Source organism: Streptomyces coeruleorubidus (assembly GCF_008705135.1).
In the GTDB taxonomy this organism is placed as follows: domain Bacteria; phylum Actinomycetota; class Actinomycetes; order Streptomycetales; family Streptomycetaceae; genus Streptomyces; species Streptomyces coeruleofuscus.
This window is the reverse complement of the sequence record NZ_CP023694.1, coordinates 3,132,240-3,156,820: the sequence shown is the minus strand read 5'-3', so window position 1 is coordinate 3,156,820 and position 24,581 is coordinate 3,132,240. Positions and strand designations below refer to the sequence as shown.

Genomic DNA, 24,581 nt, shown 5'->3' with positions numbered 1-24,581 from the left:
CCAAGCCGGCCCTCCGAGGGTTGGTGGCTCAGGGAGTGATGAGTGCACACTGCGGAGCTTGTTTACCTGGCCGGATTGACGCTGACGTTCTCAGTTATTGCTTCATGTACTTATTTCGTTCGCGTGGTATCTGAGTCCATGGCGCCGACGCTCCTTGTCGATGACCGGCTCCTGGTGATCCGGAGGGCTGTGCTGACGCGGTGTTTCCCTGCTCGCGGCCAGATCGTGGTCTTCACTGCTGACGCCAAGAACCCTGAGGGCGGAAGCAGCCGGCGCAGGATGGTCAAGCGGGTGGCCGCCACAGGCGGGGACAGTATCCTCGTCGGTGACGATTTCCTGGCGGACGGCGGCTACGAGCCGAAGCGCGTTGACGTACCGGCAGGCGGTCTTTACGTACTGGGGGACAACCGGCAGGTTTCGCGCGACTCGCGAGAGTACGGGTGCATCCCTTCGCGACAGGTGACCGGCTTGGTCGTTCTCGTCGTGTGGCCACCGCGCCGGGCGCGAGTAGTCCGATGACGCGATTCACCGTTCGTAGACGCTTCAGGCCCGCTCCGCAGCCCCCACCGCATCCCGCACCTCCGCCGACTCCAGCCGCGCGGCCGTCCGTTCGGCAGTCCCCCGGGCCCACCGCCCGCTCGTCACCGCCCCCAACGCCAGGACGGCGAAACCGCACACGGCGATGATCCACCAGCCCGGCATGGCGGCCGAGACGAACATCTCGCGGTACGGGGACGCGCCCACACCGGCGGCGAGCACCGCGCCCACCACAGCCACCCCCAGCGTCTGGCCGAGCTGGCGGCTGGTGGAGGCGACGGCCGCGGCGACGCCCGCCTGGGCGCGCGGCATGCCGGAGACCGCCGTGTTGGTGATCGGCGCGTTGACGAAACCGAAGCCGATGCCGAAGAGGACGTACCCGGCGAAGAGGGTGGTGTTCGAGGTCTCGGCCTCGAACGCCGCGAAGAGGACGCCGCTCACCGTCATCGCGCAGCCCGCGATCAGCAGGGGCAGACGCGGGCCCCGGCTGCCGACCAGGCGGCCGGAGAGCGGGGCGCACAGGAACGTCGGGGCCGCCATCGGCAGCATCCACAGGCCCGCCTCCAGAGCGGTCAGGCCGCGTACGTTCTGGAGGTACAGCGTGGACAGGAACAGGAAGCCGCCGAGTGCCGCGAACGCGCTGATGGCGATGACCGTGGCCCCGCTGAACGGTGCCGAGCGGAAGAAGCGCAGGTCGATCAGGGGTTCCGCGCGGCGCGGCTCGTACCACAGCAGGCCGGCGAGCGCGGCCAGGGCGACGACGGCCAGCGGGGCCACCGACGCGAACGGCGTGCTCGGCGCCTCGATGATCGCGTATGTCAGGGAGCCGAACAGGGCGATCACCAGGACCTGGCCGACCGGGTCGGGGCGGCGGGCCCTGCCGGCGCGGGACTCGGGGACGAAGCGCAGGGTGAGGAGCAGTGCCGCCAGGCCCACCGGCAGGTTGATCCAGAAGATCGAGCGCCAGCCGACCGTCTCCACCAGGAGACCCCCGACGAGCGGGCCGGCGGCCATCGATATGCCGACGACCGCGCCCCACGCGCCGATCGCCCGGGCCCGCTCGCGCGGATCGGTGAAGGTGTTGGTGATGATCGACATGGCGACCGGGTTCAGCATCGAGCCGCCCACCGCCTGCACCATCCGGAAGGCGACCAGCGCCTGAAGGTTCGGTGCGAGGGAGCACAGCACCGAGCCGAGGGTGAAGACGACCAGGCCCGCCATGAAGACCCGCTTGCGGCCGATCCGGTCGGCGGTGGAGCCCGCGAGCATCAGCAGCGAGGCCAGGACGAGGGTGTAGGCGTCGATCGTCCACTGGAGGCCGGAGGTGCTCGCGTGCAGGTCGCGCTGCATGGAGGGGAGGGCCACGTTCAGGACCGTGTTGTCGAGGCTCACGATCAGCAGGCTCATGCAGCAGATCGCGAGCACTAGCATCCGGCGGCGATGGCTGAGCTCGGGCATGCGGACCATCGTACGCCCATTTCGATAGTGTGCCTAACTAATGAATTTTGCCATCTCATTGCACGGCACAATGGAGGCATGTCCACGCCCCTCCAGATCGGTCCGCACGCCGTCCAGCCCCCCGTCGTCCTGGCGCCCATGGCCGGGATCACCAACGCGCCCTTCCGCACCCTGTGCAGGGAGTTCAGTGGTGGCAAGGGCCTGTTCGTGAGCGAGATGATCACCACGCGGGCGCTGGTCGAGCGCAACGAGAAGACGATGCAGCTCATCCACTTCGACGCGAGTGAGCGGCCCCGGTCCATCCAGCTCTACGGCGTGGACCCGGCGACCGTCGGCAAGGCCGTCCGCATGATCGCGGAGGAGGACCTCGCCGACCACATCGACCTCAACTTCGGCTGCCCGGTGCCCAAGGTGACCCGCAAGGGCGGCGGATCCGCGCTCCCGTACAAGCGGAACCTGCTGCGGGCCATCCTGCGCGAGGCGGTCAGCGGCGCCGGCGACCTGCCCGTGACGATGAAGATGCGCAAGGGCATCGACGACGACCACATCACCTACCTCGACGCCGGCCGGATCGCCGTCGAGGAGGGCGTCACATCCATCGCGCTGCACGGCCGCACCGCCGCCCAGCACTACGGCGGCACCGCCGACTGGGACGCCATCGCCCGGCTGAAGGAGCACGTGCCGGAGATCCCCGTGCTCGGCAACGGCGACATCTGGTCGGCCGAGGACGCCCTGCGGATGGTGCGGGAGACCGGCTGCGACGGGGTGGTGGTCGGGCGCGGGTGCCTGGGGCGGCCCTGGCTGTTCTCCGACCTCGTGGCCGCTTTCGAGGGGCGCTCGGAGGACATCGCACGGCCCGCCCTCCGGGAGGTCGCCGACGTCATGGTCCGGCACGCCGGCCTGCTCGGCGAGTGGATCGGCGACGAGTCCCGCGGCGTGATCGACTTCCGCAAGCATGTCGCCTGGTATCTGAAGGGCTTCGCGGTCGGTTCCGAGATGCGCAAGCGGCTCGCGATCACCTCGTCGCTCGAAGAGCTGCGGGCCGGTCTCGACGAGCTGGACCTCGACCAGCCCTGGCCCGCCGGCGCCGACGGGCCCCGGGGCCGTACGTCCGGCAACAACCGCGTGGTGCTGCCGGACGGCTGGCTGAAGGACCCGTACGACTGCGCGGGCGTCGGCGAGGAAGCGGAGCTGGACACCTCCGGCGGCTGATCAGCCTCCCGAGGCGTGCGGTGTGGAGCCGTACGCCTTGAGGAAGCGGTCGCGGAACGCGCTCATCTTCCAGACGGGGGCGTCACGGTCCGGCTTGAGGCCTTCGGTCCAGTTCCAGTCGGCGACCTTGTCGAGGACCTTCGGGTCCTTCGCGACGATCGACACCGGCACGTCCCGGCTCGCGCGGTTGCCGCTGACCCGGGCCATGGGCTGGTGGTCGCCGAGGAAGACCAGGACGGTGTCGTCGGTGCCGTAGCGCTCCAGCCACTGGGTGAGGCTGGTGACCGAGTACTGGATGGACTTGCCGTACTCCTGCCGGGACCTGGTGGTGTCGGTGATGACGTCCGACGCCTTGTTGCCGGCCTTCTGGATCGCGTCGAAGACCGAGCCGTCGCCGAGTTCGTCCCAGCCGACCATCCTGGGAAGGGGCGCCCAGGGCTGGTGGCTGGAGGTCAGGATGACGAACGACATCAGCGGCTTGTCGCGCTTCTTTCCGTGCACGCGGCGCTGGAACTCCTCCAGCGCGTACTGGTCGGGCATCGTCGACCAGCTGAACTTCGGGCCCCGGTAGCCCAGGTCGAAGGCGTCGTAGAGCTTGTCGAGGCCGTACCACTTCTCCTCCGGCCAGCCCTTCTGCACGCCCGGCATGACGCCCACCGTGTCCCACGCGCCGGTCTTCTGGAACGCCTTGGTGAGGGTGAGGTGGTCGCCCGCGGTGACCGTGCGGTAGCGGCGCTGGTTGTCGATCCACAGGCCGGACATGGTCGTGGAGTGGCCGAGCCAGCTGCTGCCGCCGTAGGTCGCCGAGGTCAGCCAGCCGCTGCGGGCCTGGAAGCCGGCCTTGGCCAGCGCCTCGGTGCTCGTGTCGAGGGTCCGGCCGACGCCGGGTGCCATGACCGGGTCCTCGATCGCGCTGCGGCCGTAGCTCTCGATGAAGGTGAAGATCACGTCCTTGCCGCGCAGGTCCGGCAGGAGCTGGCCGGGCGGGGTGTTGCCGAAGGTGTCGGCCTTCGCCTCGCGCGCGAACGCCGCCTCGTCCCGCAGCGACTGCACGGTCCGCTGGGCGTGCACCCGGAGGGCCCCGGCCCCGCGCTCGGAGGCGATCGGGCCCCCGAAGAGCGTCAGGCCCAGGGCGGCGCAGGTGACCCAGACGGTGCCGGCGAGCAGGGCGCCCTTGGTCGCCCGGACGCGGTGGCGGGACAGCACGTCGGCGAGCCGGATCGTCGCCGCGACCATGACGGCCGCGACGAGCAGGACGAGCACGACCGCGCCGACGGCCGCGGCGGTCGCGACGCCCCCGCCCAGCGTGTCCTCGACGTACGCCTGCGCGTCGGGCAGCAGGTCCCAGTCGAGCGCGGCGTTGAAGCCCCGGCCCAGGTACTCGTTGAACCCCATGTCGAGCAGGTTCACCGTGGTCAGCGCGGTGAGCCCGAGCCCGTACAGCACCGCCGCCGCCAGCCGGGGCCGGCGCGGCAGCACCAGCATGACGACGGCCCCGATGACCGCCTCGGCCGGGATCCGCGCGAAGCGGTCCGGCTCGACGGCCGGGAGGGTGTTGGGCAGGAGCAGGGCCCCGAGGACCAGGACGGCGGCGAGGACGGTGGTGGTCAGGTGCACGGAACGGGCGGCCCGGGGGTGACGGGTGCGCCAGGTGCGGAGGTGGGCGAGGCGGGATCTGGGCTCGGGGGTCCCCACTTCCTCTGCGAGGGCCTCCGGCCTCTCGTCACGCTCCGTCTCGGCCTCGGCCCCTGGGGTGCCCGGCTGCGGCGGCCGGCTGAAGCGTGTGAAGACAGGCACCCGGAGGTCCTTCCCGTGCGGAACGCGGCGAGGTGGCGGACGCGTGGGGGTACGGGTCCGCCGCAGTTCCGTACGGTGCGCCCGGCAGGTGTGTTCAGCCGGCCGGGCCAGCGCTCGGCAAACTCCGGGCAAACGCCCGGCCAACCCGGTGCTCAGATGCCGCCGACCGCCGTGAGCAGTGCCAACGGGGCCGACGCCGACCGGGATTCACGCACGCACGCGTGCGGGTACGGCACCGGCTCGGGATGCGTGTCGCGGCCGTAGCCCGCGAGGACCTCCGGCAGCCGGTGGCCGGTCGCGCTCGCCGCGTCGACCAGGCCGCGGGCGATCGCGCGGGCCTCGTCGTGCAGCCCGTAGCGGGACAGGCCCAGCGCGATCAGTGCGTTGTCGTGCGGCCAGACCGAGCCGCGGTGGTAGGAGAGCGGGTGGTAGGCCGGCTGCCCGGCGGCCAGGGTGCGGACGCCCCAGCCGGAGAAGAAGTCCGGCTCCAGCAGACGCCGGCCGACCTGCTCGCCGTACTCCTTGTCCAGCAGCCCCGACCACAGCAGATGCCCGGCGTCGGAGGCGAGCGCGTCGACCTGCCGGCCCCGGCCGTCGAGCGCGAGTGCCGGGAAGGAGCGCTCCGGCATCCAGAAGTCCCGCTGGAAACGGTCGCGCAGGTCACCGGCCGCCTGCTCCAGCAGGTCCGCGTACGTGCCGTCCTGCCACACCGTACGCGCCAGCCACGCCGTGCGGCGCAGCGCGTCGTACGCGTATCCCTGGGCGCCCGCGGCCGTCACCGGGCCGTTGGGGCGGGTGCCCTCGGCGGAGCAGATGGCGCCGGGGGAGTCCTTCCAGTTCTGGTTGGCGAGGCCGCCCTGGTCGGCGCGGTAGACGAGGTAGCCGCGCGAGGTCAGGCCGCCGTGGTCGAGCATCCAGCCGACCGCCGCGCGGGCGTGCCGCTCCAGACGGCGGGCCAGGCCCGTGTCGCCGGTGTGCTCGGTGTACGCCCCGAGCAGGACGAGGAACAGGGGCGTGGCGTCGACCGAGCCGTAGTAGCGGGCGTACGGGACCTGGCCGAAGTGCGCCAGCTCGCCGTGCCGCACCTCGTGCACGATCTTGCCGGGCTGGGCGACCTCGCTGACGCCGGTGTCCGTGGCCTGGGTCGCGGCGAGCGCGGGCAGGGTGGCGGCGGCCAGCCGCGGCCGGTAGGGCAGTGCGAACAGCGAGGTCAGCAGGGCGTCCCGGCCCAGCAGGGTCAGGAACCAGGGCGCGCCGGCGGCCGGCACGCGCAGTTCCTCGCCGTCCGGGCCGGTCGCCGGGACCTGGAGCGCGGCCAGGTCGGCGAGGCCCCGGGCGCAGGCCGCGGACAGCTCCGGCCAGCCGGCCGGGAACGCCACGCCCTCCATGAACCGGCCCTCCCGGACGAGGAGCCGCTCCTGGAGGGCGGCGGGGGAGCGGGGCACGCGCAGGGCACGCTTGTCGCCGTGCGGGCGGGCCATGACGCGCAGGACCAGCTCGGCCGTGCCGTGCGGTTCGAGGTCCAGGGTCCACACCAGCCGGCGGGCGCCGGTGCCGGTCTCCTCCACGGCGTCCGGCTGGGGCTCGGCCGTCACGGTCGTGACGGACCGCCACTCGCCGCGCCGGTAGGTGAACTCCACGCCGTGCCCGAGGACCTGCCGGGAGCGGACGGCGCCGGCCTTCGTGTAGGTGCGGTGGTCGGAGCGCAGTTCGAACTGGTCGGTGAAGTCGGCGTCGGCGGTGACCGCGAGGCGGACCGTCGTCGGCGCCGGACGGTTGCTGGTGACCCGCAGCGACTCGACGAACGAGGCGTCCCCGACGGCCTGTTCGCGGAAGAGCGTGTACGCGGGCGGCTCGTTGCGGCCCCCGCGCGGCACCAGGACGCAGCGCGCGGTGTCCCCGTCGGCCACCGGCGTCAGCGTGTCGGGCACGGCCCCGTCGACGGTGAGCTGCCACCGGCTCAGGTGCCTCGCGTCCTGTACGAACATTCCGTCCGGGGCGCTGCCGCCCCGGTAGCCGCTGATGTCGCCGCGGTCGCCGACGGCGGCGAACGTCCCGCCGTGCACGAGCAGATGATGCCGGTCCGTCATCCCCGAACCTCTCCCTTGATCGCCGTGACGCCGTCCTTGTCCCATGCGGGCCGGTCGTGCAGCAGGTCGAGCGTGAGGGCGGCGGTCCAGCCGAAGCCGGTGGCGCCGCAGGCCTGTCCGGTGTACGGGTCCACGTACTCCGCGAAGTCGGAGGCGCCCGCGGTGTGCAGGATCCCCCTGCGCAGGGCGTCGGCCCGGCCGCGCTCGCCGTGCAGCCGCAGCCCGCGCTCCAGCAGCCAGTTGGTGTTGAACCAGGCCGGACCGCGCCAGTAGCGGTGCGGGTCGAAGGCGTCGCCGAGCAGGTCGTAGCTGGGCACCAGCCGGGTCGTGCCGCCGAGCCCGAAGTGCGGGCCGCAGACGGTGCGCACCAGGGTGGCCGCCAGGTCGCGGGGCAGGTCCGGCAGCAGCAGGGGGACCAGCCCGGAGACACAGCGCTCGGGGATCAGCTCCCCGGCGCGCACGTCCCGGCACAGGAACATCCCCGCCGACGGCTCCCACAGCCGCTCCACCAGGGCGTCGGTGAGCCGCTCGGCGCGGTGCTGCCGGGCCGGGGCCGCCGCGCCCAGCTCGCGGGCGATCCGGGCCAGGGCGTACTCGGAGGCGATGAGCAGGGCGTTGAACGCCGGATCCTCCACGGCGAAGTCGCCCGGTCCGTCGGCGTACCCCCGGTCCCGGTAGTCGGTGGCCAGCCGCACGTACCGCCCGTAGTCCAGATCCGTCGGCCGGTCCTCGGGGGAGCCGTGGTCGAGGTCGGCGCGGCGGAAGGAGCGGGCCGGGGCCGGAGTGACCCGGGAGAGCGGACGATCCCAGCAGGGGCTGTTGTCCATACCCTGTTCCCAGGGGTGCACGACGGACACCAGTCCGCCTCCGCCCAGGTCGCGCCGGTGCAGCAGATACCGGTGCCAGGCCGCGAGCCGGGGATACGCCCGGGTGAGGAAGCCGCGCGCCCGGGACAGACCGGGGTCGGCGAGGTGCACCAGCCACGCGGCCAGCGCGTGGACCGGTGGCTGCACGATCCCGGAGGTCTGTACGGTGCGCGGGGCGCCCGCGGCGCGCCCCGCGGCCGAGGAGCGCCAGAAGTCGGGGCTCGGGAAGTACGCGTCGAGCGGGACGGAGGGGTTGAAGACGATGTGCGGGATCCGCCCGTCCGCCCACTGGGCCGCCAGCAGCGTCTCCAGCTCCGTCTGTGCCCGTAACGGCGACACGTGCCGCAGGCCGATCGCGATGAACGCCGAGTCCCAGGACCACTGGTGCGGATACAGACCGCGCGAGGGCACCGTGGACGTGCCCGTCCAGCCGGCCTCCAGCACGGCGGCTGCCCTGACGTGCAGGGGTGGTGCGGGGATGGACGGATCGTATGCAACGGTTCGTCCCGTGGGACGAGGGGCGCGTTGGGCGGTGCTGTCCACTCGGGGCTCTCCGGAAAGACGTCCGGCCGACAGGTTCGGCTGCGGCTACGGTGAGGTTACGTCTATTTAACACGCAAAACCCACTATGTAAGGCAAGGTTGAGAAACACAAGGGGGTGTGCATGACCGGACGGCCCGTCAGAACGGGACGAGGTGCCGGCCAGGCGAGCGCCGGCGAACTGCTCGAACTGGTGCGCAGTCGCCGCGCCGTGACCCGGGGTGCGCTCCAGCAGGCGACCGGTTTGTCCCGGGCCACCGTCGGGCAGCGGCTCGACCGGCTCTTCCGCGCGGGCTGGCTGCGCGAGGGTGCCGGGGGGCCGGTGGAATCCCCGCTGGGCGGGCGCCCCTCCATCACCCTGGAGTTCGACGACGAGCACGCGGTGGTCCTGGCCGCCGACCTCGACACCCGGCACGCGCGGGCGGCGGTGCTGTCGCTGAGCGGCGAGATCCTCGCCGAGCACTCCGGCACCCTCGTCGTCGACGACGGGCCGGACCTCGTGCTGGGCGAACTCGGCCGCTGGTTCGGGGAGTTGCTGGAGAAGACCGGACGCGGGGCCGAGTCGGTGTGCGGGGTCGGGCTCGCCGTGCCCGGCCCGGTGGACACCGAGAGCGGCCGCGTCGTCCAGCCGCCGATCATGCCCGGCTGGGACGGCTACGACATAAGGAGCCGGCTGGCCCGGGCGCTCGCCGAGCACACGGGCGCCGCCGAGGTGCCGGTGCTGGTGGACAACGACGCCAACCTCATGGCCTACGGCGAACAGCGCACCGGCTATCCCGACTGCTCCGCCTTCGTACTGGTCAAGGTCTCCACCGGCATCGGTGCCGGGGTCGTGGTGGACGGCGCGGTGTTCCGGGGCATCGACGGGGGCGCCGGGGACCTCGGGCACATCCGGGTGCCGGAGGGCGCCCAGATGCTGTGCCGGTGCGGTTCGTACGGCTGTCTGGCCGCCGTCGCGAGCGGCGGCGCGGTGGCGCGGCGGCTGGCGGAGACCGGGGTGCCGGCGGCCTCCGGCTCGGACGTACGGGACCTGCTGGCGTCCGGGCATCCCGAGGCGGTCGGTCTCGCCCGGGAGGCCGGGCGCCGGGTCGGGGACGTGCTGGCGACCGTGGTGACGCTGCTCAACCCCGGCGTGCTGATGATCGCCGGGGATCTGGCCGGAACCCCCTTCCTCACGGGCGTGCGCGAACTGCTCTACCAGCGGGCGCTGCCCCGCTCCACCGCCCACCTGGACGTCGTGACGTCACGGCTCGGCGAGCGGTCCGGGCTGGTCGGAGCCGGGGCGATGGTCGTGGAGCACCTCTACGCCCCCGAGCGGGTCGAGGAGCGGCTGCGCGCGCTCGGGGTATGACAGGGACATTTCGGCCCCGAGACGCGTCCGCATGGTGAAATTCCGTCGGCTGTGGCAGCGTGATTCTCGCCACCCTTGATAAGGGTTGCGCTCAGATGAGCGGATCTTGAGCGACTGCACTTCTCCAAAGGGTGGCACTGAGTGCCACCGTTTGATCGTTCATCGAGCGAAATCAAGCGTGCTGAACCTCGCTCATTTGAGCGCTCGGCGGGGTCCAGGGAGGTTGATGCGTTCAAGAAGTGAAAACATGCGGCTGTGATCGCTTGCCGAGCTTTGACTTTCGATCCGCTGGCGGCCGAGTGGTTACAGGCGTATGACGCGCGAGTGGACGTACCCAGAAGCCTTTGATCTGGGTATGTTCCTCGCCGTCAGGGCAGCCACCGCGTCCTCGAGGAGTCGAGACCCGTGTCGGAAAACAAAGATCCCCACGTAGCTGAGCACGGTACGAGTGTTGAGGGCGTGAAGTTCGTTTACGACTTCACCGAGGGCAACAAGGACCTCAAGGACCTCCTCGGTGGCAAGGGCGCGAACCTCGCCGAGATGACGAACCTGGGCCTTCCGGTCCCGCCCGGCTTCACGATCACCACCGAGGCGTGCAAGGTCTACTTGGACAGCGGCGAGGAGCCGGCGGCACTGCGTGACGAGGTGAGTGCGCACCTCGACGCGCTGGAGCAGCGCATGGGCAAGAAGCTGGGACAGGCCGACGACCCGCTGCTGGTGTCGGTGCGTTCGGGCGCCAAGTTCTCCATGCCCGGCATGATGGACACCGTCCTCAACATCGGCCTCTCCGACAAGTCGGTGCAGGGCCTGGCCAAGCAGGCCGGCGACGAGCGCTTCGCCTGGGACTCCTACCGCCGCCTCATCCAGATGTTCGGCAAGACCGTCCTCGGCGTCGACGGCGAGCTCTTCGAGGACGCCCTGGAGAAGGCCAAGGAGACCAAGAAGGTCACGGTCGACACCGAGCTGGAGGCCGCGGACCTCAAGAAGCTCGTCACCAAGTTCAAGAAGATCGTCAAGACCGAGGCCGGCCGGGACTTCCCGCAGGACCCGCGCGAGCAGATGGACCTCGCCATCCACGCGGTCTTCGACTCCTGGAACACCGACCGCGCCAAGCTCTACCGCCGCCAGGAGCGCATCCCGCACGACCTGGGCACCGCCGTCAACGTCTGCTCGATGGTCTTCGGCAACCTCGGCCCGGACTCCGGCACCGGCGTCGCCTTCACCCGCGACCCCGCCTCCGGCCACCAGGGCGTCTACGGCGACTACCTCCAGAACGCCCAGGGCGAGGACGTGGTCGCGGGCATCCGCAACACCGTGCCGCTCGCGGAGCTGGAGCGGATCGACAAGAAGTCGTACGACCAGCTCATGCAGATCATGGAGACGCTGGAGAACCACTACAAGGACCTCTGCGACATCGAGTTCACCATCGAGCGCGGTGTGCTGTGGATGCTCCAGACCCGGGTCGGCAAGCGCACCGCGGGCGCGGCGTTCCGCATCGCCACCCAGCTCGTGGACCAGGGCCTGATCGACGAGGCCGAGGCGCTCACCCGCGTCAACGGCGCCCAGCTCGCGCAGCTGATGTTCCCGCGCTTCGACGAGGACTCGAAGGTCGCGACCGTCGGCCGGGGCATCGCGGCCTCGCCGGGCGCGGCGGTCGGCAAGGCGGTCTTCGACTCCTACACCGCCGTCAAGTGGTCGCGTTCGGGCGAGAAGGTCATCCTGATCCGCCGCGAGACCAACCCCGACGACCTGGACGGCATGATCGCCGCCGAGGGCATCCTGACCTCGCGCGGCGGCAAGACCTCCCACGCGGCCGTGGTCGCGCGCGGCATGGGCAAGACCTGTGTCTGCGGCGCGGAGGAGCTGGAGGTCGACACCAAGCGCCGCCGGATGACCGTGCCGGGCGGGCACGTCGTCGAGGAGGGCGACGTCGTCTCCATCGACGGCTCCTCGGGCAAGGTGTACCTCGGTGAGGTACCGGTCGTGCCGTCCCCGGTCGTGGAGTACTTCGAGGGCCGGATGCACGCCGGTGCCGAGGACGCCGACGAGCTGGTCGAGGCGGTCCACCGCATCATGGCGTTCGCCGACCGCAAGCGCCGGCTGCGCGTGCGGGCCAACGCCGACAACGCCGAGGACGCGCTGCGGGCCCGCCGCTTCGGCGCCCAGGGCATCGGCCTGTGCCGCACCGAGCACATGTTCCTCGGCGACCGGCGCGAGCTGGTGGAGCGGCTGATCCTGGCCGACACCCAGGCCGAGCGCGAGGAGTCCCTCAAGGAACTGCTGCCGCTCCAGAAGCAGGACTTCGTCCAGCTCTTCGAGTCGATGGACGGCCTGCCGGTCACCGTCCGGCTGCTGGACCCGCCGCTGCACGAGTTCCTGCCCGACATCACCGAACTGTCGGTGCGCGTCGCCCTCGCCGAGTCCCGCCAGGAGCCGCACGAGAACGAACTGCGCCTCCTCCAGGCCGTGCACCGGCTGCACGAGCAGAACCCGATGCTGGGTCTGCGCGGTGTGCGCCTCGGCCTGGTCATCCCCGGCCTGTTCACCATGCAGGTCCGGGCGATCGCCGAAGCCGCCGCCGAGCGCAAGGCCGCCAAGGGCGACCCGCGCGCCGAGATCATGATCCCGCTCGTCGGCACGGTGCAGGAGCTGGAGATCGTGCGCGAGGAGGCCGACCAGGTCATCGCCGAGGTCGAGGCGGCCTCGGGCACGCAGCTCAAGCTGTCCATCGGCACGATGATCGAGCTGCCGCGCGCCGCCCTGACCGCCGGACAGATCGCCGAGGCCGCCGAGTTCTTCTCCTTCGGCACGAACGACCTCACCCAGACGGTATGGGGCTTCTCCCGGGACGACGTGGAGGCCAGCTTCTTCACCGCGTACCTGGAGAAGGGCATCTTCGGCGTCTCCCCGTTCGAGACGATCGACAAGGACGGCGTCGGCTCCCTGGTGAAGCTCGCCGCCCAGGCCGGCCGTGAGACCCGCCCGGACCTCAAGCTCGGCGTCTGCGGCGAGCACGGCGGTGACCCGGAGTCGGTCCACTTCTTCCACGAGGTGGGACTCGACTACGTTTCCTGCTCCCCCTTCCGCATCCCGGTGGCCCGGCTGGAAGCGGGCCGGGCGGCGGTCCAGTCGCAGGGCAGCGACCACCGGTAGACCGCGGTCCGCGCGAGACCACCTCACGTGGCCCGCGCGGGGCCGCTCAGGACCCGGAGCCGTCGGCGGTCCCCGACCCTCACCGATCGCGGCGGCTCCGGTGCACGGAGGAGAGCGGGGGAGCACCTTGTGCGGAGGTGCGCCCCCGCTCTCTCGCGATCCGTTCGGGCGCGGGCGGCCGGGTACGGGAGGCGGACCTGCGCTCCGTGTCCTGCGAGGTCCGACGGGCCCGTGCGGCTGTCACCGGGGCAGGCCTTCCCGCAGGCAGACGACGGTCCCGGTCAGGGCTGCCGTGTGCAGGGCGGTGAGGGCCGGCAGCGGGGTCGCCAGCGGAAGGGATTCCAGGTCGGCGAGGGCGAACAGGCCGTTCTGGTCGTGCTCGCCGCTGCGCCTGACGTTCTGTCCGGGGGCGAGGCGGCCGCCGTGGAAGTAGAAGTCGATCACGGGGCCGGTGCCCTTCACATCGGCCCGGTGGTCGTAGCCGACGAACCGGGGCTCCCGGTCCAGGACGATGCCGGTCTCCTCGTGCAGCTCCCGGCACGCGGCGCCGAGGGGGTCCTCCCCGTGGTCGAGCATGCCGCCCGGCAGCCCCCAGAGCCCGGCACCGGGCTCGCCCCCGGCGTAGCGCAGCAGCAGCATCCGGTCCTCGGCGTCGAGGAGCAGGACGCACGAGGCGACGATGGTCTGCGGCAGCGTCTTGACCCACTCGTCACGCGGCAGCACGCGCGGTACGTCGGTGGCGGGCACGGTCGTGTCCACGGTGATGTTCCTTCCGTCGGCCGGGCAGCCCGGGACGAGCTGCCCAAACGGTGGAACGGCCCAACGCGCCGATGGTCACCGGCGTACACGTGTCACGTGTCGCAGGCGACCCCGTCGTCGTCACGGTCCAGGTGGGAGGCGTAGCCGGGTTCACCGCGGTGGATGGGGGCGGCCCCGGCGGCCCGGACGGCGTCGCAGTTGGCGTAGTAGACGTCCGCCGAGCCCCCTGAGCCGCCCGAACTGCCCGAACCGCTGTCGCCGGAGCCGCCGCCCGCGGCCGGTCGTGCGGTGACCGTGGTGGTGGCTCTGACGGTCTTGGTGGCGGTGACCGTGGGAGCGGGTTCCGGCTTCTTCGCGAGCGGTGTCGCGGTAGCGGTGGCGGTGGTGGTCGCGGTGACCGTGACGGTCGGCTGCGGCTTGGCGGCCGCGGGCTTCGCGTCGGCCGTCGTGTCGCCGGAGGCGCCGATGCCGACGCCGATGAACCAGGCCAGACCGAGGGCGGGCAGCACGTAGCGCTTGCGGGCCCAGCGGGGCGCCGGGCGTGCGGGCTGCGGTGCGGGCGGGATGGGCGGCCCGGGATACGGGTTGGCGTTCGGGCCGGTGTACGGGTTGGTCATGGTCGTCCCCCCAGTGGTGACACGTGAGGGGACGACCGTAGGTCCGGGCGGCTCCGGATGGCGGAGGAGTGACTATTTTGTGATGGTCACGTGAAGCCTGGCGTGGCGGTTACGCGCGGAACGGGCCCTTCACCTCGTAGGTGATGCCCCCCGAGGAGCTGCCGCTGGTGCCGCGCTGGCTGGAGAAGTACAGGCGGGTGCCGTCCGGGGAGAAGGCAGGGCCCGTGATCTCCGAGCCGGACTGGCCGTCGATGCGGAGGAACGAGGCGACGACATCGGCGGGGGTGATGACGCAGATCTCCATGGTGCCGCCGTCCTCGGCGACGAAGAGGTCGCCGGAGGAGGCGCCGGTGATGTTGTCGACGCCGGTGAGGGGGGCCGTGCCGTTGACGAGGGAGTCGTCGTAGGCCAGTTCGTACGTGTTGTTCAGCAGGTTGAGCTGCCAGACCCGGTTGTCGCCCTTGGTGGTGAACCAGACCGTGTCGTTGGCGTAGTGGCAGCCCTCGCCACCGTTGAAGGACTTCGAACCGGAGACCTGGGAGCGGGTGGTGGTGGGCGAGCCGTCCGGGTCGGGGACGTCGGCCCAGGTGAACGAGCCGCTCGTGGCGCTGCCCGCGACCATCACCTGGAGCTTGCCGGAGGACAGGTTGCCCCAGGTCGTCGGGACGAAGCGGTAGAAGCGGCCATTCGTCTCGTCCTCGGTCAGGTAGATCACCTTGCGTACCGGGTCGGCGGCCGCCGCCTCGTGCTTGAAGCGGCCCATCGCCGCACGCTGCACCGCCGCGTTCGTGCCCCACGGGTCGGTCTCGTAGACGTAGCCGAGGGACACCTCCTCGCAGGACAGCCAGGTGTTCCACGGCGTCTTGCCGCCGGCGCAGTTCTGGCGGGTATTGGACAGGATGCGGTACGCGCCGGTGATCGCGCCGGTCGAGGAGAACCTGACCGCGCTCGCGCCGCCCGAGGGATTGACTTCGGAGTTGGAGACGTAGATCCACCCCGTGCCATCGGCGTAACAGGCGCCGCCGTCCGGGGCGTTGTGCCAGGTGTACGACGTGGTCCCGACCCGCTGGCCCGACCGGGCGATGACCCGGCTGGTGAAGCCGCTGGGGAGTCTGATGCCGTTGGCGTCCGGGGAGCCCAGCGGCCCGTAGGGGCCGGTGCCGGGCTGGGCCGGGGCCGCGTACGCGGCGCCGCGCCACAGGGTTCCGCCGAGGGCGGCCGAAGTGCCGCCGAGGACGGCCGCACGCAGGAGGCTACGACGTTCCACTCTCACTCCAAGAGGTGCCGTACCGCCCTGCCGCCGGTCGACGGCAGGGTTGTGCGTGGGGGGAGGCGGGAGGGACGCTAAACGGGCAGGGTTGACGGGGCATGGACAACTCGTGGCCGCGGGGCGGCGGGCTCACGCGGGCAGCGCCGGGGCCTCCCGTCTCCGGCCGCCCCTCGGCCGGTCCGTGCCCGGTCCGTGCCCCTCGGCCGGCGGTCGTACGGACGGCAGCCGGATCACCACGTCCAGGCCGCCCGTCGCCGCCGCGTGCAGGGTCGCCTCGCCGCCGCTGGCGTGGGCGAGGCGCTGCACCAGGGCGAGGCCGAGTCCCGAGCCGCCCTTGGGGGCGCCCGGGGCGCGCCAGAAACGGTCGAAGGCGCGGGCCCGCTGCTCCTCCGTCATGCCGGGGCCCTCGTCGGTGACGTGCAGGTCGACCCAGCGGGGGCGGCTGTCGCGCAGCGCGCGGCGGGGCGGGGCCGGCATCCGCAGCTCGATCGTGACGGTGCTGCCGGGCGGGGACGCCCGCAGGGCGTTGGACAGCAGGTTGTCCATGATCTGCTCGACGGCTCCCGGCACCGCCAGCACCGGGCCGACGCTGCCCGCGAAGAGCACGAGGGAGACGTCCTCCCGGGCGAACAGCGGCTGCCAGGTGCGGTGCCGTTCCGCGCAGACCGCGCCCAGGTCGACGGTGGCGGGGATCGCCGCGTGCTCCTCCAGCCGGGCCATCGCCAGCAGGTGCTCGACCATCCGGGCGAGCCGGTCCGTCTCCGTCATGGCCGCGGTGAGGCTGCCCCGGGCCCGGGCGGCGACGTCCGGCTCCATGTTCTCCAGGCGCAGCCGCAGCGCCGCGAGCGGGGTCTTCAGCTGGTGCGAGGCCTCGCCGGCGAACGCCCGCTGGGAGGCGAGCAGATGGGCGAAGCGGGCCGCGGTGCGGTTGAACGCCGCGGCCAGGCTCCGTACTTCCGGCGGGCCCTTCGTGATCGTCACCGGGGTGAACCGGCCGCCGCCCTCCGCCAGCTCGTGCGTCGCCCGCTCCAGTTCACGGATGGGGCGGCCGGCCCACCGGGCGAAGGCGAAGGCGACCACGGCCACCGCCGTCAGCACGGCCAGTCCGCCCAGGGCGAGCAGCAGCCACACGTGGTGGACCCGCTCGTGCACCGTCCGCGTGGGCACCGTCAGCCACACGGCACCCACCGGCCGCGCCTCCTGGCCGACCGGCGCGGCCACCGACAGGTACTCGACCCCGCCGATCGTGGAGGTGCGCACGTCGACCGTCGAGGTGCCCCGCAGCGCGGCTGCGATGCCCGGCCGGTCGGCCAGGGCGCCGGACACCGAGGGGTCCATGGGGTGCGAGGTGGCGAGCGGCGCGCCAGAGGTGCCGACGATCACCACCTTCCCGCCGATGCGCTGGGCGCAGTGCTCCACCCGTGCGGGCAGGTCCTGCTCGGCCCGCCCCGCCGCGAGGGACAGCGCGGCGTACGCGGAGACCGACTCGGCCTCGTCCTTCGCCGCGTTGACGACCTGCTCCCGCTCCCCGCGCGAGTAGACGAAGCCCAGCGGGATCTCCAGGCAGAGCAGCACCAGCGCGGCGAGACTGAGGTAGCTGAGCAGCAGCCGACGGGTCATGGAGAGGCCACCTGCGGGGCGTTCGGCCCCGTGTGCACCGCCAGCCGGAAGCCCACGCCCCGCAGTGTCCTGATCCACGCCGGGTGCCCCAACTTGCGGCGCAGTGCGGCCACATGGACGTCCAGCGTCTTGGTCGGGCCGTCGTAGTGCGGATCCCAGACCCGGTCGAGGATCTGCTGGCGCGAGTAGACCGCGCCCGGGTCCTCGCTGAGGAGCGCCAGCAGGTCGAACTCCTTGGGGGTGAGCGGCACGGGGGAGTCGCCCACCCAGACCTGGCGGGTACGGCGGTCCACCACGAGCGGGCCCGGGTCGTGCGGGGGATCGGGGGCCGGATCGTACGACGGTGTGGCAGGGGGGTCGTAGGAGAGGGCCGGGGCCGGCTCGTACGTGGGGGAGGGGGCCGCTTCGTAGGGCGGCGGTGGCTCGGAGGTGCCGGGCGCGGCCGGCGAGTTCGATGTGCCCGGGGTCTCGGGGAACGGCTGCTGGGTGCGCTGCGTGCGGCGGGTCACCGCCCGGACCCGGGCCACCAGCTCCCGCACGCTGAAAGGTTTCGCCAGGTAGTCGTCGGCGCCCAGCTCCAGGCCCAGTACGCGGTCGGCCTCCTCGCCGCGGGCGCTGAGGATGACGATGGGTACGTCCGAGACCTGCCGGATACCGCGGCAGACGTCGATGCCGTCCATGTCCGGCAGGCCCAGGTCGAGCAGCACGACGTCGTTGTACGGGCCTCTCAGTCCGTCCGCGCCGGTGGCGACGTGGTCGACCGTCAGTCCGAAGTGGCCGAGCCCTTCGGTGAGCGGCTCCGCGATCGTCTCGTCGTCCTCGATGAGCAGCACTCGTAGGCCCATACGTCCTGTCTCTCCGTGAGCCGGCATGAATCCGGGCAGCGTGAATTCGCGTTATCTGCCCTGGAGTTCACACGCTACAAGATGACCGTTGGTAAGGGTATCCCGACAAAGAATGTTCAATTCCTGGCCGGGCTCTGGAGTTCGCTTAACCTTCCGCTGTAGGTCGTCCGTCTACGGTGGGGCGCATCGAAGGAAACCGCAGCTCAGGAGGGTAAGTTGAAGGCATTGCTGGACCGTGCCCGCACATTCAGGACGCGCGTCGATTTCGATAGCGGCGAATACCGGAAACTGGCCGAAGGGCAATATCCGGAGGCGCTGTTCATCACCTGCTCGGACTCCCGGGTCATACCGGCACTGATCACCGGAGCCCGGCCCGGTGAGATATTCGAGCTGCGTAACGCGGGCAATATCGTGCCGCCCTACGGACGGCCCGGGGCCTCGGGAGAGGCGGCCACCATCGAGTACGCACTGGAGGTGCTCGGGGTTCAGGACATCGTGGTGTGCGGTCACTCACACTGCGGCGCGATGGGCGCGCTGAAGTCCGGCGACGACCTGTCCGCCCTGCCCGGCGTGGACGCCTGGCTCCACATCGCCCGCCCCGGACTGGCCCCCGTCCTCGCATCCGCACCGGACGACCCGTCGCTGCCGGAGGTGTCCCAGGGCAACGTCGTCAACCAGCTTGCCGCCCTGCGGAGTTACCCGGTCGTGAGGCAACGGCTCGACGCGGGCCGGCTGCGCCTGCACGGCTGGTACTACGAGGTCGACACGGCGTTCGTCTACGAACTCGGTGACGACGGCGCCTTCCGGGTGCATGCCGCGTGAGCGGGGCGCATGCGCGGGGGCGGGTACGGGGTGGCGCCGCGCGGGGTGGCCGGGCGGCCGGCCCGGCGGGAGACGCGGCGGCGGGCCGGGGCACGGCTGGTTCCGGCGGGGGTGCCGCGGAATGGGGCTCGGGCGGCTCCGCTGAGGGCTCGGGCGACTGGGGAGCGGATGGCTTCGCAGGGGGCTCGGGGGACTGGGGAGCGGGCGGTCGCGGTGAGGGCGCGGCGGGTTGGGGGTCGGCTGGTTCCGAGGGAGGTGCTTCGGCCCGGGGGTCGGGCGGCTCCGCGGAGGGCTCGGGGGGCTGGGAGTCGGGCGGCTTCCCAGGGGGCTCGGGGGACTGGGGGCCGGGCGGTCGTGGTGAGGGCGCGGCGGGTTGGGGGTCGGCTGGTTCCGGCGGGGGTGCTGCGGAGTGGCGGACGGGCGGCTCCGGGGAGGGTGCGGCGGACTGGGACTCCGGCGGCTTCGCGCGGAGCTCGGGGGACTGGCAGGCGGGTGGGCCGGTGGGTGGTTCGGCCGAAGGTGCCGCGGGCCGGGGGCCGGGCGGACCGCGGGACGGTCTCATGGAGAGCCGGTCGGGCGGTCCCGGCGGTGGCCTGGTCGGGGACCGGCCGGGGGGCGCTGCGGGCCGGCGATCGGGCGGACCGCCGGGCGGTTTCATGGGCGGCCGGGCGGGTGGCCCGGGTGACGGCCTGGCGGGGGGCCCGGCGGGAGGTGCTGCGCGTCGGTGGTCGGATGGACCGGCGGGCGGTTTCATGGGCGGCCGGTCGGGCGGCCCGGCGGGGACTGCTAGTGGGCGATCGGCCGGCCCGTCCGGCGAACCGGCCGGCGGTTCGGCCGGAGGTGCCGCGGCCGGTGTGCTGGGCGGGCTGATGAGCCGTGTGACGGGTGGTGCCAAGGGCGGCGGGGGTGGCAAGGCCCGGACCAAGGCTGACCTCGTCACCGACATCACCGCCTCGCTCGTCGTCTTCCTCGTCGCCCTGCCACTGTGCATCGGTGTCGCCGTCGCCTCCGGCGTGCCCGCCGAGCTCGGGATCATCTCCGGGGTGATCGGCGGTCTGGTCGTCGGCGCGGCCCGCGGCAGTACGCTCCAGGTCAGCGGGCCGGCCGCCGGTCTCGCCGCGCTCGTCGCGGAGACCGTCGCCGAGGTCGGCGTGGCCATGCTCGGCGTGATCGTGCTGTTCGCCGGCCTCCTCCAGATCATCCTGGGACTGGTGCGGCTCGGCCGGATGTTCCAGGCCATCTCGGTCGCCGTCGTCCAGGGCATGCTGGCCGGCATCGGCGTGCCGCTGATGTTCAGCCAGGCCTATCCGATGGCCGACGCCAAGGCCCCCGGCACGGCGATCGAGAACATGGCCGGCATCCCCGGACTGCTGGCCGGGATCCTGACCGACCCTCAGGCGATGATCGCCACGCTGCTCGGCGTCGTCACGGTCGTGCTCAGCTTCGTGTGGAAGAAGGTGCCGGGCCCGGCCGGGAAGATACCGGCCGCGCTGGTCGCCGTGGGCATCGGCATCGTGGTCGCCGCGCTGCCGGGCGTGGACGTGAAGACGCTCCAGGTGGGCAACCTGCTCGCGTCCGTGTCGGTGCCCGGGCCCGAGCAGTTCGCCCGGCTCGCGGACGGGGCGATCATCACCGCCATCCTCACCTTCACGGTCATCGCGTCCGCCGAGAGCCTGTTCACGGCCGCCGCGGTGGATCGTATGCACAGCGGCCCGCGCACCCGCTACAACACCGAGCTGATCGCCCAGGGCGCCGGGAACACCGTCGCCGGCCTCCTCGGCGCGCTCCCGATCACCGCGGTCGTGGCCCGCAGTTCGGCCAACGTCCAGGCGGGGGCCAAGACCCGGCTCTCCCGCACCCTGCACGGCCTGTGGCTGCTCGCCTTCGCGCTGCTGCTGCCGCAGGTGCTCGCGCTGATCCCGATCTCGGTGCTCGCCGGTGTCCTCGTGCACAGCGGCTGGAAGCTGTTCGGGCCCGCCGAGTTCCCGAAGATGTGGCGGCAGGACAAGGGCGAGTTCGCGGTGATGACGCTGACCACGCTGGTCATCGTGGTGACCGCGCTGCTCGAGGGCGTGCTGATCGGCCTCGCCGCGGGGATCGTGCTGGCCGCGCTGCGGATGTCCCAGACCGCGATCCGCCAGCACGTCGAGGACGACACGGCGAAGGTCGTCATGGCCGGCAACGCGACGTTCCTGCGGCTGCCGAAGGTGATCGAGGCGCTGGAGGCCGCCGCCGCGGCCGGGAAGCCGAGGATCCGGCTCGACCTGACCGGCGTGACCCACCTGGACCATGCCTGCCGCAACCAGGTCGAGGAGTTCACCGCCCAGCAACGGGGGTTGGGGCTGCGGGTGGAGCTGCTGATGCCGGGAGAGCCGAAGCAGGCCGGTGGGCGGGCCGCGGCGCCCGTGGGAGAGGCCCAGGCACTGCTGCCCAAGCGGCCGGTCACGGCCATGGCCGAGGAACCGTGGGGCGAAGCGGTGGCGGAGCCCACCCCCTGGCCCACCGCCGACGCCGAGTGGTTCTACCTCGACACCCGGCCCCTCCCGGACGACCAGCGGTCGAGCCCGGTGGGCTGACGGCGGCCCCGGGTCCAGCGGCCCGGGGCCTCCTCGCCGTACCTGGCCGGGGGCGTGCACGCCCGAGTACGCGTGCACGCCCCCCGTTCGCTCAGGCGGCGCGCGGCCCCTCGTAGGGTGGATCGCGGCCACCGACGGAGGGAGCCTGCCATGCCAGGCTGGAACACACAGGACATCCCGGACCAGAGCGGCCGCGTCGCCGTCGTCACCGGCGCGAACAGCGGGATCGGGCTCGTCACGGCACGGGAACTCGCCCGCAAGGGCGCGCGGGTGGTGCTCGCGTGCCGCAGCGAGGCCCGGGGCAAGGCGGCCCTGGACCGGCTCCGTGCGGAACTGCCGGGCGCCCGGGTCGAGCTGGGCCGGCTCGACCTCGGCGACCTCGCCTCCGTACGCGAGTTCGCGGCCGGGTTCCCGTACGAGCGGCTGGACGTGCTCGTCGACAACGCCGGGGTGATGGCGCTGCCGTACGGGACGACGGCGGACGGCTTCGAGACGCAGTTCGGGGTCAACCACCTGGGGCACTTCGCGCTCACCGGCCTGCTGCTGCCCGCGCTGCTGGCGGCGCCGGAGGCCCGGGTCGTGGTCGTCTCCAGCGGGATGCACGCTCTCGCCAACATCGACATCAACGACCTCAACAGCGAGCGGCGCTACCGGCGCTGGATCGCCTACGCCCGTTCCAAGACGGCCAACCTGCTGTTCACGCACGAGCTGGCGCGCCGGGCGGCGGGCCACGGCTCGGACCTGGTGGTGGCCGCGGCCCACCCCGGGTACGCGGCCACCAACCTCCAGACCACCGGACCGCTCGCCGAGGGGCGCCCGGCCGCCGAGCGGCTCGTACGGATCGCCAACCGGGTCGTCGCGCAGCCGGCCGAGGCGGGCGCGCTGCCGATCCTGTACGCCGCGACAGAACCCGGCGTACGGCCCGACTCCTTCACCGGCCCGCACATCGCCATGTGGCGCGGCGCCCCCGCACCGTCCTGGCGGGCGCCCTGGACCCTCAACGACGCGGCGGGGCAGCGGCTGTGGGCCGCGTCCGAGGAGCTGACCGGGGTGACGTACGGCGCGCTGAAGGCATGACGCTCACAGGGAGACGGCCACCGCGTTGAACGTCGTCTGAGGCGTCTGCGGGCTGGTGAAGCGGGCGTTGACCAGATAGAGGCGGTCGCCGTAGCGGGCGGCGGTGGTGGGGACGTCGAAGCGGGGGTCGGTGATCGTCCTGGTCAGGGTGGCGCTGGTGGCCTTCCTGCCGAGGTCCCAGACGGTGATCTTGTTGAGGCGGTTCTGGACGACGTACAGGGTGCGGCCGAGACGGACCAGGCCGTCGCCGCCCGCCACGTCCGACGCGCCCTTCAGTGTGACCTTGGTTGCGTGGCCGGACCTGAGGTCCACGGTGTACAGCTGACCCGCGTTGACGACGATCAGACCGCGGCCGTCGGGGGTGGCGACCAGGCCGTTGGCGCTGTTGGTCCCGGCGGGAGCCTGCACCCACTCGCCGGTGAGCGGGAGGGCGCGGACCTCGCCGCGCCGGCCGCGCGGGACGCCGTGGAGGACCGCGGCACGGGAGTCGGTGAACCAGGCGCGGTCCTCGTGCAGGACGACGTCGTTGATGAACGGGGCTGCGTCCCGGGTGAGCTGATAGGTGGTGAGGAGCTCGCCGGTGCGCGCGTCGACGATCCTCGCGGTGCCTCCGGCGCCGCCGGCCATGTACAGCAGGCCGTCCCGGTCAAGTTTCAGGCCGATGGACGCGAGACCGGCGGTGCCCTCGTGCAGGACACCGCCCCTGCCGGTGCGCAGGTCGGTGCGGTAGATCGCGCCGTCGGCGCGCGAGCCCATGTACGCGTACGGCCTGCTGCCTATGGTGATTCCCTCGGGGAGCCAGCCGTCGGGCAGCGGGAACTCGGTCGGCCAGCCGCTGGCGGGAGCGGCCTGCGCCGTGCCGGTGCCGGCGGCCACCGCGAGCGCCGCGACCGCCCCGCCGAGCACGGTCCGCCGGGACGGCTGGGGGTGGTTCCGAGTCATGGTGGGCCTCCGTGGAAGGAAGGGGGGATGTGACTCGACAAAACGCTGTGACTCGATGAAATGCTGTGACTCGATGAAACGCGAAGTACCCCCGGCACGGCAGCCGAGTCGGCGAACTCGACAGCAACTCGACAGCCCCGCCCGTCAGTTGATCAGTAGACGATCGAAACGATCCGGCACACGGCCTCGGCGAACCGCCGGTCCCCGTCGACCCGGGCCCGGGCGAGAGCGCCGGCCGGCTGGACACCCCGCGTGCACAGCCGCCAGGCGGTCTCCGTGTCCAGCTCCACGATGGCTGCCGGCCGGCCGTCGGAGCCCTCTGCCAGAGACCACCCCTCCGGCCCGGCGGTCACGGTCCAGGTGCCCCCTCCGGGGCCGGTGACCGTCAGCGTCACCCGTGTGCCGGCCGGCGCGGCGGTGTCCCGCAAGGTGTGGGGCAGGGCCCGCATGAACGTGTCCAGGACCACGGACAGGGCCCCCGGCTCGGGGTCGGTGTCCAGCCCGGCCGCGTGCCGGATCTGCTGGCGGTGCGTCCAGTACTCGGTGAACTCCCGGGCGCAGTCCAGCCACATCGGCGCCGGGTCCACCCCGGCCCAGGACACGCCCAGGGACGGCGCGTCCAGGTGGGCGCGCGCGAAGCGGCGGGCCAGTTCGGTGCCGGCCTCTTCCAGGGCGTCGACGAGCGAGGGAGGGTCCATGTCCCGGTGGCGGTCGACCCACTCCTGGTTGGCGCGGTGGATGAACGCCTCCAGGGTCTCTCCCGGCGCGAAGGGGCCGAACTCCCGGCGGCCGAGGCGGGCGTTGTAGTCACCGAGGACGTGAGCGGCGACGTCGTGCACGGTCCAGCCCGGCACGGCCGTCTCGTTCCACTGGCCGGGCCGCAGGCGCCGCAACAGCCCCAGCAGCGCTTCGAGTTCCGGTTCGAACCGCGGACGGGCGTCGATCGGAGGGCCGAGCCAGGAGAGGCCGGCCCTGTCGTTCGGCTGCGCAACCATGACCCCAGTTTGCCGGGCGCAACGGAAACACCCCTCCGGGGAGGGGTGTTTCCG

At 72.4% G+C, this 24,581-nt stretch carries 18 protein-coding genes; 7 read left to right on the top strand and 11 right to left on the bottom strand.

Features of this window, described 5'->3' with window-relative positions:
- Positions 1–42: 42 nt before the first annotated feature.
- On the top strand, positions 43–519 hold the full coding sequence (locus tag CP976_RS44665; protein WP_150480747.1) for a S26 family signal peptidase: 477 nt from the start codon (positions 43–45) through the stop codon (positions 517–519).
- A 24-nt stretch (positions 520–543) separates the two neighbouring features.
- On the opposite strand, the gene CP976_RS14530 is transcribed toward CP976_RS44665, so the two are convergent.
- The gene (locus tag CP976_RS14530) at positions 544–1,995 is read right to left on the bottom strand and encodes an MFS transporter (protein WP_150480746.1); all 1,452 of its coding nucleotides are present in this window, start codon (positions 1,993–1,995) and stop codon (positions 544–546) included.
- Positions 1,996–2,073: 78 nt separating this feature from the next.
- Between CP976_RS14530 and dusB the strand changes: the two genes are divergently transcribed.
- Positions 2,074–3,207, top strand: a complete 1,134-nt coding sequence (dusB, locus tag CP976_RS14525; RefSeq protein WP_150480745.1) for a tRNA dihydrouridine synthase DusB — start codon at positions 2,074–2,076, stop codon at positions 3,205–3,207.
- Here dusB and CP976_RS14520 read toward each other — a convergent pair whose 3' ends face one another.
- The 3 genes from CP976_RS14520 to CP976_RS14510 all read right to left on the bottom strand — a co-directional run bounded on the left by CP976_RS14520 (position 3,208) and on the right by CP976_RS14510 (position 8,503).
- A complete protein-coding gene (locus tag CP976_RS14520) occupies positions 3,208–5,004 on the bottom strand; it encodes a sulfatase-like hydrolase/transferase (RefSeq protein WP_150480744.1) in 1,797 nt (598 codons plus the stop codon).
- A gap of 152 nt (positions 5,005–5,156) precedes the next feature.
- The gene (locus tag CP976_RS14515; protein ID WP_150480743.1) at positions 5,157–7,094 is read right to left on the bottom strand and encodes an amylo-alpha-1,6-glucosidase; all 1,938 of its coding nucleotides are present in this window, start codon (positions 7,092–7,094) and stop codon (positions 5,157–5,159) included.
- Positions 7,091–8,503, bottom strand: coding sequence for an MGH1-like glycoside hydrolase domain-containing protein (locus tag CP976_RS14510; protein WP_167537338.1), 1,413 nt, complete (start codon positions 8,501–8,503; stop codon positions 7,091–7,093). The genes CP976_RS14515 and CP976_RS14510 overlap by 4 nt, the downstream gene beginning before the upstream one ends.
- Positions 8,504–8,624: 121 nt before the next feature.
- Between CP976_RS14510 and CP976_RS14505 the strand changes: the two genes are divergently transcribed.
- Both CP976_RS14505 and ppdK read left to right on the top strand, forming a co-directional pair.
- Positions 8,625–9,851 (top strand): ROK family transcriptional regulator, encoded by a 1,227-nt coding sequence (locus tag CP976_RS14505; protein WP_190146796.1) that lies wholly within the window; start codon positions 8,625–8,627, stop codon positions 9,849–9,851.
- 405 nt (positions 9,852–10,256) lie between these two features.
- Positions 10,257–13,004: a pyruvate, phosphate dikinase gene (gene ppdK, locus CP976_RS14500; protein WP_373304842.1), complete on the top strand. Its 2,748-nt coding sequence runs from the start codon at positions 10,257–10,259 to the stop codon at positions 13,002–13,004.
- Between the two features lie 240 nt (positions 13,005–13,244).
- On the opposite strand, the gene CP976_RS14495 is transcribed toward ppdK, so the two are convergent.
- The 5 genes from CP976_RS14495 to CP976_RS14475 all read right to left on the bottom strand — a co-directional run bounded on the left by CP976_RS14495 (position 13,245) and on the right by CP976_RS14475 (position 18,115).
- Positions 13,245–13,763, bottom strand: coding sequence for an NUDIX hydrolase (locus CP976_RS14495; protein WP_150480739.1), 519 nt, complete (start codon positions 13,761–13,763; stop codon positions 13,245–13,247).
- Positions 13,764–13,855: 92 nt separating this feature from the next.
- Positions 13,856–14,380 carry an excalibur calcium-binding domain-containing protein gene (locus CP976_RS14490; protein ID WP_150480738.1) on the bottom strand — a complete coding sequence of 175 codons (525 nt, stop codon included), beginning with the start codon at positions 14,378–14,380 and terminating at the stop codon, positions 13,856–13,858.
- 109 nt (positions 14,381–14,489) lie between these two features.
- A complete protein-coding gene (locus CP976_RS14485) occupies positions 14,490–15,647 on the bottom strand; it encodes an alkaline phosphatase PhoX (RefSeq protein WP_150480737.1) in 1,158 nt (385 codons plus the stop codon).
- A 132-nt stretch (positions 15,648–15,779) separates the two neighbouring features.
- The gene (locus tag CP976_RS14480) at positions 15,780–17,270 is read right to left on the bottom strand and encodes a sensor histidine kinase (RefSeq protein WP_150480736.1); all 1,491 of its coding nucleotides are present in this window, start codon (positions 17,268–17,270) and stop codon (positions 15,780–15,782) included.
- The gene (locus CP976_RS14475) at positions 17,267–18,115 is read right to left on the bottom strand and encodes a response regulator transcription factor (RefSeq protein ID WP_150480735.1); all 849 of its coding nucleotides are present in this window, start codon (positions 18,113–18,115) and stop codon (positions 17,267–17,269) included. Before CP976_RS14475 ends, CP976_RS14480 begins: the two co-directional genes overlap by 4 nt.
- A 216-nt stretch (positions 18,116–18,331) precedes the next feature.
- On the opposite strand from CP976_RS14475, the gene CP976_RS14470 reads away from it, so the two are divergent.
- From CP976_RS14470 to CP976_RS14460, 3 genes are all read left to right on the top strand, one after another.
- Positions 18,332–18,937 carry a carbonic anhydrase gene (locus CP976_RS14470; RefSeq protein WP_150480734.1) on the top strand — a complete coding sequence of 202 codons (606 nt, stop codon included), beginning with the start codon at positions 18,332–18,334 and terminating at the stop codon, positions 18,935–18,937.
- An 869-nt stretch (positions 18,938–19,806) separates the two neighbouring features.
- Entirely contained in the window at positions 19,807–21,513 is a 1,707-nt protein-coding gene (locus tag CP976_RS14465) for a SulP family inorganic anion transporter (RefSeq protein ID WP_229875223.1), read from the top strand.
- 150 nt (positions 21,514–21,663) lie between these two features.
- Complete coding sequence (locus CP976_RS14460) at positions 21,664–22,590, top strand: oxidoreductase (protein ID WP_150480732.1); 927 nt, start codon at positions 21,664–21,666, stop codon at positions 22,588–22,590.
- A 3-nt stretch (positions 22,591–22,593) separates the two neighbouring features.
- Here the strand turns inward: CP976_RS14460 and CP976_RS14455 are convergent, their stop codons facing one another.
- Both CP976_RS14455 and CP976_RS14450 read right to left on the bottom strand, forming a co-directional pair.
- Complete coding sequence (locus CP976_RS14455) at positions 22,594–23,532, bottom strand: SMP-30/gluconolactonase/LRE family protein (RefSeq protein WP_150480731.1); 939 nt, start codon at positions 23,530–23,532, stop codon at positions 22,594–22,596.
- A gap of 152 nt (positions 23,533–23,684) precedes the next feature.
- Positions 23,685–24,527: a maleylpyruvate isomerase family mycothiol-dependent enzyme gene (locus CP976_RS14450; RefSeq protein WP_150480730.1), complete on the bottom strand. Its 843-nt coding sequence runs from the start codon at positions 24,525–24,527 to the stop codon at positions 23,685–23,687.
- Between the last annotated feature and the right edge of the window lie 54 nt (positions 24,528–24,581).

Excerpts from the sequence above, each read along its gene's own strand:
- CP976_RS14530 (WP_150480746.1), bottom strand. The coding sequence starts at position 1,995 with ATGCCCGAGCTCAGCCATCGCCGCCGGATGCTAGTGCTCGCGATCTGC.
- dusB (WP_150480745.1), top strand. The coding sequence starts at position 2,074 with ATGTCCACGCCCCTCCAGATCGGTCCGCACGCCGTCCAGCCCCCCGTC.
- CP976_RS14515 (WP_150480743.1), bottom strand. The coding sequence starts at position 7,094 with ATGACGGACCGGCATCATCTGCTCGTGCACGGCGGGACGTTCGCCGCC.
- CP976_RS14505 (WP_190146796.1), top strand. The coding sequence starts at position 8,625 with ATGACCGGACGGCCCGTCAGAACGGGACGAGGTGCCGGCCAGGCGAGC.
- CP976_RS14490 (WP_150480738.1), bottom strand. The coding sequence starts at position 14,380 with ATGACCAACCCGTACACCGGCCCGAACGCCAACCCGTATCCCGGGCCG.
- CP976_RS14480 (WP_150480736.1), bottom strand. The coding sequence starts at position 17,270 with ATGACCCGTCGGCTGCTGCTCAGCTACCTCAGTCTCGCCGCGCTGGTG.
- CP976_RS14475 (WP_150480735.1), bottom strand. The coding sequence starts at position 18,115 with ATGGGCCTACGAGTGCTGCTCATCGAGGACGACGAGACGATCGCGGAG.
- CP976_RS14465 (WP_229875223.1), top strand. The coding sequence starts at position 19,807 with ATGAGCCGTGTGACGGGTGGTGCCAAGGGCGGCGGGGGTGGCAAGGCC.
- CP976_RS14460 (WP_150480732.1), top strand. The coding sequence starts at position 21,664 with ATGCCAGGCTGGAACACACAGGACATCCCGGACCAGAGCGGCCGCGTC.
- CP976_RS14455 (WP_150480731.1), bottom strand. The coding sequence starts at position 23,532 with ATGACTCGGAACCACCCCCAGCCGTCCCGGCGGACCGTGCTCGGCGGG.
- CP976_RS14450 (WP_150480730.1), bottom strand. The coding sequence starts at position 24,527 with ATGGTTGCGCAGCCGAACGACAGGGCCGGCCTCTCCTGGCTCGGCCCT.